The organism is Mesorhizobium sp. M0491, assembly GCF_040321265.1.
In the GTDB taxonomy this organism is placed as follows: Bacteria; Pseudomonadota; Alphaproteobacteria; order Rhizobiales; family Rhizobiaceae; genus Mesorhizobium.
In genome coordinates this window covers 1-14,511 of the sequence record NZ_JAMYRE010000027.1, presented here as the reverse complement: position 1 = coordinate 14,511, position 14,511 = coordinate 1, and the positions used below count along the sequence as shown (strand labels likewise).

Below are 14,511 nucleotides of genomic sequence, written 5' to 3'. Positions count from 1 at the left end.
GAGCGTTCGGCCCTCAAGCGGCCGCTGCCGAGACCTCGATCGATGCGGACTGCTCTTCCCAGGCAATGGTTTGTGCGTTTTGAAAATCTTCAACGCGTCCGATATCCAGCCAAAGCCCATCATGTTTGTAGACGTGCACATTCGTGCCGTTTTGCATCATCTGCAGCATGAGGTCGTCGAATCCGAAGGCGATACCGTCAGGTATAAAACGGAAAACATCTGGGTTCATGCAATATATACCCATGCTTACCAGATGAGATAGAGTCGGTTTTTCACGAAATACTTTAACAGTATTGTCGATCTCGTCGATGACGCCGAAGTCCATCTTGATGACGCGGGAAGCGGTGGCTATGGTGACTGGATCCGTGTGAGTCCGGTGTGATGCCACAAACCGGCTGAGACTGAGATCGGTAAGTACGTCCCCATTGAGAACAATGAACGGCTCGTCCAGTTCCTCCCTGATCAGGGAGAGCGGGCCGATAGTGCCGAGAGGTTCCAGCTCCTGGGTATAGCGTATCCTTAGATTCCACTGTGATCCGTCTCCGCATACGGTGCGGATCAAGTGCCCCAGATAGCCGGTCGTGACGTAGACTTCCTGAATGCCGTTCCGTCGCAGCCACTTCAAAAGCAATTCAAGAACCGGTCGAGCACCGATCGGCATGAGAGGCTTGGGCAAGATGGATGTGAAAGGCCGAAGGCGTGTTCCCATTCCACCGCACTGAATGACCGCTTTCATCTCGTCCTCCTATTGATACGACTGTCGCGGTGTGATGGGTCCAGCCCACCGGCCGGAAGGTACGCCAGTGTTGGTTTCGCCTCTCCGGGTGCAGCGATGGTAAGTGGCGCCCGAGAAGGCGTCGTCGTGCATTTGAATGGCACTTTCCCGGCGTTTTGATTTCAATATTCCAGCCGGCAGGGCATGGGCGCGGCAGGGCGGTCAATCAGAGCTGGGAGCTGTAGCCGCTCGATTGGCAACTGCTGTGCGCATGTCCGGCGCCGGTAACGACCTTCTCGGAAGGGCATCGCTACCGTTCGTACGAAAAAAACACTTTGCTATCTGGCCCTGAAATGTGTGCGATTGTAAGCTATATTAGCAGGTTGAAATGTGCGGATGGGCGGCGACGAGCGTCGACATACGGGGGATCAGCGGGCGGCTGATCTGTGTTGGGTCACCGTACAGTCCATCCAAAGGGAGGGTTCGGCAGCTAGGGACACATGCGGGCTGCCAAAAGGTGGGTGGTTCATGTATCGTATTATCATCGCCGATGATCACGGCTTGTATCGTCGTGGGCTGCGACTGGCATTGATGGCCGGCATTCCAGACTTGGAAATATTCGAAGCGGCGTGTTTTGATACCGTCATAAGCCTGCTTGAAGATCAGGCGCCCGTTGATCTCGCCGTCATCGACCTGAACATGCCAGGACTGTCCGGCCAGGACGATCTTCGCGACGTCTTACCGGCTCATCCCGACACACGGTTTGCAATTGTTTCAGGGACCGATTCACGCGCCGAGATTCTAACTGCCCTCTCGATTGGACTTCATGGCTATATCGTAAAGTCCCAAACGGACGAGGAGGTGGTCCTGGCGGTGAAGGAAATCCTGGCCGGCCGTATTTACGTTCCGGCACTTCTTTCACAAAGGTCCAAGGAGCCGGTACGCCTTCCATCCGAGGCTCCCACGCGAATGCCCCACAGGACCACCAGCGTCAACAATCTGGGCAGGCTTACGTCCAGACAGAAGGAAGTCCTCAGGTTGATGGCCGAAGGTTACTCGAACAAAGAGATTGCCCGCTCTCTTGAAATTGCAGAAGCGACGACGAAGATTCATGCCGCCGCCGTCCTGCGCGAACTTGGGGCACGAAATCGGACAGAGGCCGCGGTTCTGCTGAAGACATGGGCCGCCAGAGACGTCAACTAGCGCCGATTGCTTTTGGCGGCAGCCGGACCGAATATTTCAGTCCGTGAGCCAGCATCTCAAGCTTGGAAGAGTGACCCACGATAGGCTCACCGTCGGCTCCAATGATCAACGACCCAAAACCGCGCCGAGCCGAGGTGGAGACCCGGCGCTCTCCCGATTCCGACCATTCAAACACGATGTCGGCGCCGGGCTCCTGGGCTGTGAATTGCCACATGACCTCGATCCGGCCTGCCGGAGTGCCGAGAGCCCCATGCTTCACGGAATTGGTCGTAAGCTCGTGAACGATCATTGCGAAGCTCTCAGCCGAACCCTCTGCGATTTTTACTTCGGGCCCACTGATCGAGATGTTGTGCGTCCCCATGTAGGGCTGCAATTCCTGAACGATGAGGTCGCGCAAGGACGCCGACAGGTTGCCATCGCGTGAAAGAAGCAGATGCGTCGCCTGGAGTGCGCCGATTTTTTGGATCAGTGTCTGCTTATAGCGGGCGATATCGTTGTCGGGGGCACTAACCATATTCACAAGCGCCGTGATCACCGGAAACAGATTGTTGAGCCTGTGGCGCTGTTCAAGCATGGCCCGCTCTCGCTTCTTCGCCGCAGCCCGCAGCAGAATGGTTATGCGCCGATCGGTGACATCCGCGGCGACTCCTATTCGCTGTGCACGACCATCGCGCAATTCGTCCCGTCCGCGAAGAGCAATCCAGCGGATATGTCCGCCAGCTCGCCTGATGCGGATCTCCGCGTCATAGTTGGCGCCGGATGCAAGCTCTCCCGGGGCCGTCAAATTAGGCAAGTCGGCTGGATGAACGACCGCAGCCAGTTCCTGCAGCGGACGGCTCGGCGCGGGTGCCAGTCCCATCATTTCCCAGAACGCGGCCGAGCCGTTCACGGATCCGCTCTCGAAGTCTATGCGCCATGTTCCCAACCGGCTGGACGACAGCGCCAGGTCCAACCATTCCTTCTGAGCCCGGAGTGCCTCGCGGGCGGTTCGCTCTCCCGATATGTCGTCCACCATTACAAAGATGCTTTGAGGGAGAGCATCAGCTGGCACGGCCAAAGACAGCGCCAATCTTGTCCACAAAACCGTGCCGTCCTTTCTCAGGAGACGGATCTCCGAGCCGAACGAAGTCGTGTCTTTGAGGCGAGTCAATGCTTCCGCCAAAGTGTGGTTGTCGTCAGGATGGACGAGTGCCCTGACTGGCAAACTAGAAAGCTCCTCCTCGGCATACCCTGTCATCTCACAAAGACGTTTGTTGGATCGTTGCAACTCTCCGTTCTCGCTCATATTGGCAAAGCCGATAGCGGCACGTTCAAATGCCCAGCGATAACTGTTTTCGGTCGCCTCCAAGGCCACGAGTCTAGCCTCTGCAACCCGCAAAAGGGTGCGGTAGTCCTGCCTCTGCCGGTGGAAAGTCAGGGCGATCATCCCCCCTGCAACCAGCAGCAGGATGGCCCTAATCCAAACGTCGACGTCGGTTGGATTGTGAAGGACATCCCGCGCCAACAAGCCGACAGTCACCATCACAAACGTTGCCGCAAGGGCAATCAGGCGATCTTCGAGATATGAGATGGCAATAATGGTGGGAACAAACTCAAAAAAGCCGATGTCGTATGCCATGGAGGCGGGCAGCGCTGTCTCGACCGCAAGTGTCGCGACCAGGAGCGACATCGAGGCAAGGTGGGTTAGCAACTTGCCTGAGCTGTTCGGATGCAAACTGAGCGAATGCAAACGCATGTGCCAGACTATAACCTTCTGACTAGTCCGTCGAGATTAGACCGAAAAGCGTACAGACTAGTCCGACCGCAGGATTGTTCCCCGGGATTGTAGCGCGCATTTTGTCCGTTGTCGGGGGCGGATCGGACCGCAACTCTCCAAGCGACCTGACTGACATGTTTAAGGCACCTCCTGACAGGGAGGCGTTGCCGTTTTGCGGGAGGTAAGAAAATGGCACTGGTTGGTAGGCAGCATGATGGAATTCTTGGTCGCCAATATGGAAGTTTCGGGGGAAAGCCCGTCTCGGCCTTGAGAACGCAGGGTGGCCATAGTTCCGCCTGGCACCAAGCACCACAAAGGTTCGACGGCGTGGCTGTCGAGCCAAAGCAGAGCAGCCTTGCATCTGTTGTGAGAATGCTTGATCGCATCGGGTGTGGCTATCTGATCCTGAACAGCGACAGGAAGGTCATGGAGTGGAATTCAGCCGCTCAAAACACCTTGGAGCGCGAGGGCGAGGCAGCTGATACGGCCGGCAAGGTGTCGGTTGCTCTGAGGCGGCTGATCGCAAACGTGCCGGGGAATTTTCTTCCTGGCACGCTTTCATGGGTGGTGATCCGCGGTATGGGCGACAGGCCCTTGATTTTGAACGAGAAGGGCATAGCAACGCCTGACGCGACGAGTATCGTGGCGCTGCTGGATCGTGAAAACAGGTCCGGGCCAAATCCCCAGACGCTGCAAAGAATGTTTGGTCTGACGAGTGCCGAAACGCAACTCGCGCTGCGCTTGGCGCAGGGCGATGCCCCTTTGGAGATAGCCCGCAAGCGGCGCTTGAGCCGGACCACGATAAGGTCACAGCTGGCGTCGCTCTTCGCCAAGACCGAAACACGGCGCCAGGCGGAACTGGTAGCTCTTCTTGGGCGCATATGCGTCTTGCCGTGAGGTAACGGCCGTACCATGCGCGCGCGCAACAGGCTTGTGCGCGCGCAATCTGTTGCCGGCGTGCTTGTCCGCCAGCCTCACCCTACCGCCGTCGTGTGCGCACCCGGCCCAATCTTGGGCGGATTGCAAACACGTGGTTAAGCACGTGCCAGCCCGCCACCTTCATGACGGAAGGCCGGAAGATCTGAATCCCGTCCAGGAACGTGGTCAACCAGGACTGCTGGTGGAACCTCATGGGAATACGAGCAACCCGCAATGCCCGCAGCAATGTCTCGGGAGGCGGGAGATGGTTGCGGTCCTTGATGAGATTCCAGTTAAGCTGTTTGACGGCGAGGGTCACTTCGTCGACCTCGCGGAAACTCTTTGACGTTGTAATGCTTGGATGGTTCGTTGCATCGTAAAAGGTAAGCGGATCGCTTATCGCCACCATGTCCCCATGGCTGGCTAGATCCACGAAGAACAGTTGATCCACTCCGGCCGGAATCTCTTTGTGCGTGCGCATCAAGCAGCCGGCACGAATGACGTCGCTGTTGATCAACAATGTGGATGGAATAATCCCCAGGCAGCGTGTCGCGCGCACCAGATAGAGGTCCATCAGGCACTGCTGGCTGGAATAAAGCGAGATCGGTTCCTGCTGCTTGGGGACTTGGCGAAATCGCACTCGCTTGTCCTCGATTATGTTTGCGGCTGACGTCATGAAGGCGACTGAGGGGTACTGTTTGGCAATTTCGGCGAATGTCCTGAGTGCACCTGGCGCAAGCCAGTCATCGTCATGTAGCAACTTGATCCATCGTCCGGAGCAAGCCAGCATAGCGTTGTTGGTGTTCTCCACCTGACCGCGACCTCGACTGTTTTCGATGATGCGGATGCGAGGTTCGCTCCGTGCGTAGTCGGTCACGATAGCCCAGGTCTCGCCCTCCGGCCCCTCGTCGTCGCTCACGACCAACTCCCAATCGGAGTAATCCTGGCCCAAGACGCTGTCGATCGCCCTGCGGATCGTATCCGGTCGACGAAAGGTTGGTATCCCGACCGAGATAAAAGGGCGTGACCACGAGAGATCGGCCCGGTCATGCTGGGTGACCGCAACTGCCGCTTGAAGGTTGTCAACCGACGACGAATTCATGGTGTTTTTTCCTCGAGACATTCATGTTGGATGCACGTTGCAGCGCCTGCTGGTTGAGGGTCGTGGGTCAACAGATACAGTGATGCTGCCATTTTCAGAGCGAAACCCGACGCGCCGCCGGCGGCCATGAAATAGATGACGGTGACTGGCTGCCAGCCCGCCTGGGCGCCGGCGAGCAGCGGGCCAAACACGAGAACCGCCCGTGCGAGGTCGATGACCAGTCTTGTTCCTTGCCGCCGTAACAGAGCGGGAACGTCGCTGAGCGGAGTCGACAACGCCTGTGCCGCGCCCATCAGCGCCAGTGCGGTCATGATTTCCGCAGTGGGCATCCAAGGCTCGCCCAGAAGCGGAACGACCACATAGGGCGCGGCGAGGCCGAGCAGCAAGATCGGCACCGCGGTAAAGGCGGCGGCCAGCAGGAGAAGCCCGCGCGCCACACCAAGCAGGTGTCCACGATTGCTGTTCCGGTTTGCTTCGGCGACAAAAACATTGCTGAGCGGTGTGGCGATCAGCGTCACCGGACCGGTGACCAGCCGCGCGGCCACGCCCAAATATCCGGCAAATGCGGTGCCGAACAGCCCGCCGACAAGGACTGCTGGAAGATTGTTGATTGCTATGCTCGCGAGCGTTGCGGGAATATCGAACAGAGGAAATTTGTATTCCCGCCGAGCCTTTTCCAATACCGCACGCCAAGGTGCCCAGGCGATGCCACGCAAATCCTCCCAACTCATCACCCGATAGCCGATCACCCCAATGAAGACGAACTGGCTTAAAATATGGGCATGGATCATCGCTTCACCGCCGAGTTCGGCGATGCCGAAAGCCAATTGCAGTGCAGCCATGCTCGCCGGCAGGATCAGGCGCCCGAGAGCAAAATCGCGCAAAAGCCCGGCACGCAGACTCCAGCAGTTCATGGCTTCGACCAGACCTGCGCCTCCCATTCCAATCGGAATGAGCCAGGCGAGCGAGCCGAGGCGATTGGGAGCAAGGTTCGACAGCATCTGTCCGGCCGAAAAGGCCAGGACGGTCGTCACGAACACAGCCAAGAGAATAAGCTTGACCGTCACATAGGCCTGCGCGTTCCCCTTGACCCCATAGAGCGAAGCCTCGAAGCGCAATGCCGCGACCCCGGCGAGTATGTTCACGATCGACAGATAAATCGTAAAGATGCCGAAATCGGCCGGCGAATAGAGCCGCGCCAAAACCGGGATTGCGGCAAGAAGGGTGAGCTGGCCGACAATCGCCATTGCCGACACTCCGCTTGCTGCACGAATGATCGAGCCGATCGGGCTCGGCCGAACAACGATGATGGCTGTGCCTGCCGCAGGAACCGTCTTGGGTCTCAGAAGGTCGCTTGGTGCCATCGGTTCGCGCTTCCGAGGGAGGCAAATATCGGGGATTGCCGCAGCCTACGATGCACACCGGACCTTGCCATCATTCACCTGAATGACGCGCTCTGCTGACAGGCTGCACCGTGAATCGTCCTGGCCGCTCGCTGGATGAACCGCCCCAGGATCGTCCGTAGCCCAAGGACGAGCCTGTGGCCGTCATGCTATTTGCTCGCGCAAGAGGTCAGCGCTGTCCTCGAGCCGATATCCGGCATGTTTTTTCAGATTCACTCGCGTGAGGACACTGCCAACAGGTATCGCAAGAGAACCGTTGCCCTGAAGGAGTTCCAGCACCCCGCGAGCGAGGGTGCGTGGCGTTTTCCTCCACCGGATGGCGAAAAGAACCACGTCCGCCCATCCTGGCAGAAATTTGGCTTCCGGCTGCCCCAGCGCCGACGGCAGGTTTATGATCACGATGCGATAGGTCGCGTGCAGATCCGCCATCACTTTGCCTCCGTCCTCGCATGATAGCAGCGCCAGCAGGTCGTCCGACGGAGCGGCGGTCATTACGTCGATCCCGATTTCATGCAGCCTGGCAACGGCACCTTCCAGGTCGCAGCGATTGCAAACATAGTCAGCGAAGGAATGGCGGTTCTTGCGTTCGCTGAACTGGTGCAGGAACTCGAGCGTGAGCTGAACGCCCTTGCGTTCAAGATCGACCAACAGAACTCGACCGCCCAGTCGCGTGCCGGCGAGCGCCAGGCTCCACGCGAGCTCGGTCCCGCCATCCTGCGGCACGCTGGAGGTGACAAGCGCCGTGTACGACGAACGAGCCCTTAGCGCATTTGGTGCCGCCGCAATCAGCAACGACGTCACGGCGCGGCTATATGCGGACCTGCGCTCCCCCAGCACGAGGTTTCGCAGTTGTTTGGCATGCATTCCGCCTGCTTCGGGAATCTGCCCCACACAGGGAACCTTGAGCACCGCTTCTGCCTCGGCCTCGCCACGGAAAGTCCGGTCGAAATGATTGCGCATCGTGACGTACATCGCCCCCAGAATGGCGAATAGGATCATCCCAGGGGGAACAAGGAAGATGGCTGGCAAGGTCTGCGGGATAGTCGGCGGCCAAGCAGCGGACAGGATGGAAATTCCAGCTGAGGGAACTCCGATACGCCGCGTCAAATCCTGTTGTCGACCAAGGAGTTCGTTATATCGCTGGGTCAGCAGGCTGACCTGCGGCTCGAGAGCCCGCAAACCGGAAAGCCGGCTGGCGGTGTCGGCCATGACCGCATCCAGGATGTTCTTTCGGCTTTCAAGAGCGGCGATCTGTGCACGGAAAATGTTTGCATCGGCAGCAATCTTGTCGACGCCTTGTTCGATCTTGCTTTGCGTCGTGGCTCTGAGTTCCTGGTCTGCCGGCGCGAGAGCCTGTCGAGCCGCAAGGTCGGCAAGTTCAGGCGCGCCAATAGCTTCGGCCAAGGCGGTGAGAGAGGCCCCATGCTCTCGAAGCCCCTGGACGTATCGAAGCCGAGATTCCACAGCGGCGAGGTCCGCCTTTGACATCGACAATTGCTGGCTGAGGTCGGCCCGTTCCCTGGCTGCATTGTCCGCCGAGCCTTGGTCGATGGCTCCGTGGCTCAGCCGATATTTCTCAAGGCGGTCTGCCGCTGCCTGCAGATCATTTTGCAGCCCGGGCAAACTGGCGGTGATCGCATCGAGCTCTTGCTGGTCGGATGCCTGCCTTTTCTTCGCCAGGGAGTCGACATAAACCTGAGCGAATGTGTTGGCCACGAGCGCCGCCCGCGCGGGGCTGTCATCGGCAAAAGCGACGGAGATTACTCTCGATCGCAGCTCCTGCCCGACCCGCATGCCTCGCCGCAAAGCTCTCAACTCGGAGGCATCCTCGGCTTGTGGACCGTTGGCTACCTGGTCCGCCCCTGGCCACAGCCAGTCCAGTAGACCGCCGGCAAGTGAGCGTGTCCTTGGGGGAGGGGTGGCAGACGGTTCAAGCCGGGAATTCCTGCTCGCGGAATTGTCCTGTCCGGTTTCCGCCGCACCTGTCTTGCGCAGTGCCGCCATGACGCGGCGCAGGTGATCTTGCGACGATAACATCGTGATGTGGTCATCTATGCTTGAATCAACGAGGTCCTGCGAAGACGGGGCGCCGACGGGCAGTGAACCGCGCGAGGGGGCGTCGACGATAAGCTGGGTTGTTGACTCGTAGAGAACTGGTCGAAGGCTTCCCAGCAACCCCGCCAACAAGCCGCCCAACACAGCGAAGGCAACAATAGACCATTTTCTCCTTGCCAGAATCACGAAGAGTTGGCGCGACGCGGTGGGCGGCTCGACATACTCACGCAATGACCGCACGGGCACTCTGCCTTCGAGAACCGGTGCTGGTAGTTGATTGACCCGTGGCAGCTGGATCGGGCTGATTGCGGAACCTACCATCTTACACTCCTGCCAGGTCGCGTTCATGAGTTGGGCCGGTTTGCTGTGCTTGCCGATTGGCCTTGCTCCGCCAGGCCTGGAACATCAACGCGGACCACAATTCGCGCGAGCGGTTATGGCCATCAATGTGATCGCGCCAGCAGGCGTCGATCTTCGCGGTGTCCAATACGTCACTGCTTTCGGTTCGCATGTCGGCGAGAAGATCGGTGGCCCAGTTGCGCAGCGGACCCCGCAGCCATGCAGCGATAGGGACATCGAAGCCTTGTTTCGGACGCTCGATCAGGAACTGCGGGAGATAGCGGCGTAGCAATTGGCGAAGGATCCATTTGCCGGCGCCATCACGAACTTTCATGTTGGATGGCAGCCGCCAGGAGAATTCGACAACGCGGTGGTCAAGCAGAGGACACCGACCCTCAAGGCTGTTGGCCATGGTGGCACGGTCCAGCTTCACCAAGATATCGCCAGGCAAGTAGCCCGCCATGTCATCGTACAGAAGACGGGAGAGCAGGTCGTCAAGCGGCGGACCGCCGTAGCCGTGGGTTGGTTCGGTCGGCCGCTGATATCCAAGGTTTTCAGCTTGTGGCCGCGCCAGCCGCTGAAACAATTCGTCTTCGTTCGATGCCGTGAGCAGCCGGGCGAGGCGTTCCATTCGGTCGCTCCGGATAAAATGCCTCGCGCTCGCAGAGAGCGGCAGTTTGCCAACGGCATCGTCACGTCCGGCGCGTGCGAAAAACCCTGCCCCTGCCGCCAAGGTTCGGCGCAGTTGTCGGGGCAGGCGCAGGTGCCGTTTCAGCCGCTCCGCCATAAAGTGGCGGCCGTATCCTGCGAAGCATTCGTCACCACCGTCGCCCGACAGCGCTACGGTGACGTGCTGACGAGCGAGCCTGGCAACGAGCAAGGTCGGTATTTGTGATTCATCGGCGAAGGGTTCATCCCAGACCTGGGGCAACTCGGGAATGACGTCACGTGCGGCGCTTGGCGAGAGGTGAAGTTCGGAGTGGTCGGTACCCAGATGACGGGCAACGGCCGCTGCGTATGGAGCTTCATCAAAGCCGCCCTCTCCGAACGAGATCGTGAAGCTGCGAACCGGCTTGCAGGATTGGGCCTGCATCAAGGCGATCACGGCTGAGCTGTCGATCCCGCCCGACAGGAAGCCGCCCAGAGGCACGTCGGCGATCATACGTTCCCGCACAGCCAGCCGAAGCCGGTTGTCCAGTTCGTCAACCAGATCTTCGTCGGTGCCGATGGCGGGATTCCGTCGCCCATCGGCAGCGACGGCAGCCAGCGACCACCAGCGGTGAACGCATCGGGAAAGACGGTCCGCGCTGCGGTCTTCGGCAAAATTCGCCGCCGTGACGGAAAGGACAGAACCAGGCGGCAGTTTGAACACGCTTCGCCAGATACAGCGATGGTCCGGCACCCATCCCGTCGAAAGCATTGCCGCGGCGGCATCAAGATCAAGGTCGGGAGAAAAGCCCGGAAAGCAATTGATCGCCTTCAGCTCAGACGCGAAAACCAGCGCATCTCGGGTCGATGCGACATAGAGGGGCTTTTTGCCCATTCTGTCGCGGGCCAGATGCAGGGTTCTTGTCTTGAGATCCCACAATGCGAAGACGAACATACCGGCAAAGCGATTGAGGGCGGCCTCAAGCCCCCAATGCTCGATTGCGCAGAGCATCACTTCGGTGTCGCTAGCACCTTGAAAGGTTTGGCCCGCACACTCGAGTTCGCTACGCAAATCGCGAAAATTGTATATCTCACCGTTGAAGGTGATCACGTACCGACCGCTGGCGGAATGCATCGGCTGGTGCCCGGCGGCTGACAGGTCGACAATTGCCAACCGCCTGTGGCCCAGTGCGATTCCAGCTTCGCGGTCGATCCAGAGCCCCTCGCCATCCGGCCCCCGGTGACGCAGCGATGCAGTCATGCGCCCGATCGCTCCAAGCGGCTTTATGTCCAGAGCGTCCGAAGCCAATAGAATTCCCGCGATCCCACACATTAGGCCACCCTCGGTTCAGCAAGCTGCCGCCGAAGTGCGGTCGGATTTCCGGCAACGAGGCAGAAAGCCAGCGAAAACCACACGATCGGGTGGCGGATGATCAGGTGAGGCATGCTGAAGATTATCGTCGATCCCCCGAGCACCAGCAGGGCGTCGAATCCCGCTCGCCAGGCGGAGGACATGGCGGCGCCCACGATCCAGACCAACGCCATCACGGCAAGCAATCCGCCCTGCAGGTAAAGGTCGAGAACGGTGTTATGCGCCTCGAAAGGTCGCTGTAGAAATTGACGGTCGGCCACGGGAGGCCGCTCGAGGTGGGGGCCAGGGCCCAGTCCCAGGGACCCGGATTTCAATCCTTTTTCCACAGCCTCCTGCCACAGATAAAGCCGGAGTTCGAACGTTTCGACGGTCGCTTCCCCGCCTTCGTCTTTGGTAAGGCTCTTCGCAAAATTGGCGACGCTGGTCTCTTCGGTGAGCGCGTACGGCGTCATTGCAAGCGCTAGAGGGAAGGAGCCTGCCAACAGCATAATTGCCGCCAGGCGGGGCATGCTGGCGCGGCCGCTCGTTGCTATCCATGCACGAAGCCGCAATCCGATGAAGATGAGGCAGCTCAGGATGCTGGTATAGAGATAGGTGTCGCTCTTCGTCAGTCGGCCGACATAGAACGTCAGGAGCAGGCATGAGAATGCTAGCAAACGAGCCCATGGGTTGCGCGTGGTCGTGGCAAGATGCAAAGCCAGCGGGCCAAAGAGCGCGCAATAGAGCGCGAGTTGGTTCGGGTTCTCTGACCAGCCACGGAACCGGTCCCAATACCAGGGATCGACGCCGGATTGGTGGATCGCACCATAAGCCAAACCAAGCTGTATCACAAAGGCCCCATTGGCAAACGCGACCACGTACCATGCGCTGCGGCGCAGATGCCGATCGGCGTCCGGTTCCGCCGCGGCCAGGCACGTAAAGCTTGCCAGCAACACATAGGCCATAACGTCATGTACAAACCCGGTCAGATAAAGAACGGTGGTCAGGTAACCGACGATCGTGCCGATCCCCAAAGCGAGCGACAGGAGCAGCCAGAAGCTCGCCAGTTGGACAAAAGCGGGTGTGAGCTGGAGACGACCGCCAGCGAGTATTCGTCCAATCGCCAGCACGATCCAGATCGCGATGAACAATTCGCCATAGCCGAGCGGCAATCCCGGAACGCCTAGTTGCGTCGCATAGGACATAGCAACCCCCAGGGCGAGCAAGGCGTCCCGGATCATTGATGTGCCCCGCCTCGGTGATTTGCGAGGCCGCCTCCAAGCCCAACGGCAGGGAGTGGTCGCATGTGCCCCGCGCGGAGTGTGTTGTCGTAAAGGTCGCAGTACTGGTCGACCACCAGCGGCAGGGCAAATCGCTTCCGGACAAGTTCAACAGAACGGGCGCCCATCGCCTTGGCCGCCGCGCGGTCGGACAGCAAGTCTATTGTTCGCGAGGCGAGGGCATCGGCATCATGCGGCGCAACCAGGTAGCCGTTCCATCCGTCTTCGACGACGTCGCTGCAGCCTGGCATCCTTGAGGCCACGATGGGCAGTCCCGCCAGCCCCGCCTCCAGCAATACACGCGGAACCCCTTCGCGATACTGAGTGGGAAAGGCGAATACATCGGCCATGCCAAGGAGGTCGGCGACATCGCGTCGTGGACCCAAGGCCAGCACATGAGGTGCATGCCGATCGAGTTCCGACTTGTCGATTGCGAATGAGCCTTCGGATTCTCGTGGGCCGACGAGCACAAACCGTGCCGAGGGCCTTGCGGACAGAATGCGAGGGACCGCCTTGAGAAGGGTCGCCACGCCTTTCTGGCGCGTCAAACGGCCGACGAAGATCACCACTTCGGCGGACTGAAGGCCGAGGTCCTTTCGCATCTTCGTTGCTGAGGACCCGAGATGGCGCACCGTTGCGAACGCGCCGACATCGATTCCGGAACTGCGTATCAGTCGCGAACTTCCGCGACCGATCAGCCGAAAGCGCTCGAAGAACAGTTGGTCGTCGCTATTTTGGAATACGGTCGCTGCCGTCCAGGAAGACGCAAGCCATTGCAGTGCGCAATAGACCGGACGCAAGGCCAGGGCTCGAGGCTCCAGCGATGAGAACGTCCATCCCAGTCCGTTGATGGTGCGAATGACCGGAACAGTTCCCCGTACCGAAAGGGGCGTTAACAGATTTGGCTTGGTGTCGAAGCTCTGGATGATGTCAGGCTGAAGCTCCTGCATCAAGCGGCGCATCGTTCCGAAAGTGCGCCATTCCCCGCCTCCGCTTGCAAAGCGGTCGAAGGAGAACCTGTGATGCGAAATGTCATGCCGTAAAAACGGTACGGGAGAACCGCTCGAGACCGCCGTAACGCGAAAGCCTTTCTCTCGCAGCGCGATGAGGAAGGGAACTCTCAAGGCGTGATCCTCGCCTCCCACGCAGACCAGGTGCGGGTTCATCTGCCTCTCCCAAGCGCACATGGCCGATTGGCTCTCGATGCTGCCATGGCCCGGTTTAATCACCTCTGAGCGCATGCCGCCCGAGTGCACGCTAGGGGGACACCAGGTGCCTGTCCTCGTCCGTTTGAATGACACCAGTGATGTTTGGAAGGGTGGCGACCAGCGAGGCGAGATTCCCTCGCGATTGCCGGAGCGTTCATGTGACTCGTGTCTTGCGGGATGAGCGCGGTGCTTGCCTGAGCCGGTACGGGTGGCCGGTCTGCATCACCTTGGTTGTCCAAGGTTTTCGAGTGTCCAATTGCGGCGGCGCGGTGCCTGAGCTCCGCGGTTCGCTGATGGCAAAAAATCTTTGTGGTTGCGCTGGGCCGTCAAGCCGGCCCTCGGCCTGCGTCGCCCGGTCTTCAGGACGGAACCCGCACGTCAGCTGTTGGTCCACACATCCGGAACATCTGTCGGCGAGGGGGCCCGGGGGGCCCCGCCGGGGAAAAAGAGTGTTTGGTGGGGGGGGGGGGGGGTGGGAACCAAAAACAAAGGGTTAAACGAAAAGCGGGGGTGGGGGCGGCGGCATGGGAGTT

10 protein-coding genes are annotated in these 14,511 nt (G+C 59.6%); 2 read left to right on the top strand and 8 right to left on the bottom strand.

Features of this window, described 5'->3' with window-relative positions; translation table 11 throughout:
- Nucleotides 1-13: 13 nt before the first annotated feature.
- Nucleotides 14-736 (bottom strand): nucleotidyltransferase family protein, encoded by a 723-nt coding sequence (locus NKI69_RS28310; protein ID WP_023808950.1) that lies wholly within the window; start codon nt 734-736, stop codon nt 14-16.
- A gap of 507 nt (nt 737-1,243) precedes the next feature.
- Here NKI69_RS28310 and NKI69_RS28305 point away from each other — a divergent pair.
- Nucleotides 1,244-1,918 carry a LuxR C-terminal-related transcriptional regulator gene (locus tag NKI69_RS28305; protein WP_023808949.1) on the top strand — a complete coding sequence of 225 codons (675 nt, stop codon included), beginning with the start codon at nt 1,244-1,246 and terminating at the stop codon, nt 1,916-1,918.
- Here NKI69_RS28305 and NKI69_RS28300 read toward each other — a convergent pair.
- A complete protein-coding gene (locus tag NKI69_RS28300; protein WP_023808948.1) occupies nt 1,911-3,653 on the bottom strand; it encodes a PAS domain-containing protein in 1,743 nt (580 codons plus the stop codon). The two genes, NKI69_RS28305 and NKI69_RS28300, sit on opposite strands and share 8 nt — an antisense overlap.
- Nucleotides 3,654-3,863: 210 nt before the next feature.
- On the opposite strand from NKI69_RS28300, the gene NKI69_RS28295 reads away from it, so the two are divergent.
- Nucleotides 3,864-4,571 carry a helix-turn-helix transcriptional regulator gene (locus NKI69_RS28295; protein ID WP_031212340.1) on the top strand — a complete coding sequence of 236 codons (708 nt, stop codon included), beginning with the start codon at nt 3,864-3,866 and terminating at the stop codon, nt 4,569-4,571.
- 82 nt (nt 4,572-4,653) lie between these two features.
- Here NKI69_RS28295 and NKI69_RS28290 read toward each other — a convergent pair whose 3' ends face one another.
- From NKI69_RS28290 to NKI69_RS28265, 6 genes are all read right to left on the bottom strand, one after another.
- Nucleotides 4,654-5,694 carry a glycosyltransferase family 2 protein gene (locus tag NKI69_RS28290; protein ID WP_023808946.1) on the bottom strand — a complete coding sequence of 347 codons (1,041 nt, stop codon included), beginning with the start codon at nt 5,692-5,694 and terminating at the stop codon, nt 4,654-4,656.
- Entirely contained in the window at nt 5,691-6,941 is a 1,251-nt protein-coding gene (locus NKI69_RS28285; RefSeq protein ID WP_245486033.1) for an oligosaccharide flippase family protein, read from the bottom strand. Before NKI69_RS28285 ends, NKI69_RS28290 begins: the two co-directional genes overlap by 4 nt.
- 300 nt (nt 6,942-7,241) lie before the next feature.
- Nucleotides 7,242-9,473 carry a GumC family protein gene (locus NKI69_RS28280; RefSeq protein WP_023808944.1) on the bottom strand — a complete coding sequence of 744 codons (2,232 nt, stop codon included), beginning with the start codon at nt 9,471-9,473 and terminating at the stop codon, nt 7,242-7,244.
- A gap of 1 nt (nt 9,474) precedes the next feature.
- Nucleotides 9,475-11,472: an asparagine synthase (glutamine-hydrolyzing) gene (gene asnB, locus NKI69_RS28275; RefSeq protein WP_352722987.1), complete on the bottom strand. Its 1,998-nt coding sequence runs from the start codon at nt 11,470-11,472 to the stop codon at nt 9,475-9,477.
- Nucleotides 11,472-12,731 (bottom strand): O-antigen ligase family protein, encoded by a 1,260-nt coding sequence (locus NKI69_RS28270; protein ID WP_023808942.1) that lies wholly within the window; start codon nt 12,729-12,731, stop codon nt 11,472-11,474. Before NKI69_RS28270 ends, asnB begins: the two co-directional genes overlap by 1 nt.
- On the bottom strand, nt 12,728-13,936 hold the full coding sequence (locus tag NKI69_RS28265; protein WP_352722986.1) for a glycosyltransferase family 4 protein: 1,209 nt from the start codon (nt 13,934-13,936) through the stop codon (nt 12,728-12,730). The genes NKI69_RS28270 and NKI69_RS28265 overlap by 4 nt, the downstream gene beginning before the upstream one ends.
- Nucleotides 13,937-14,511: the final 575 nt, after the last annotated feature.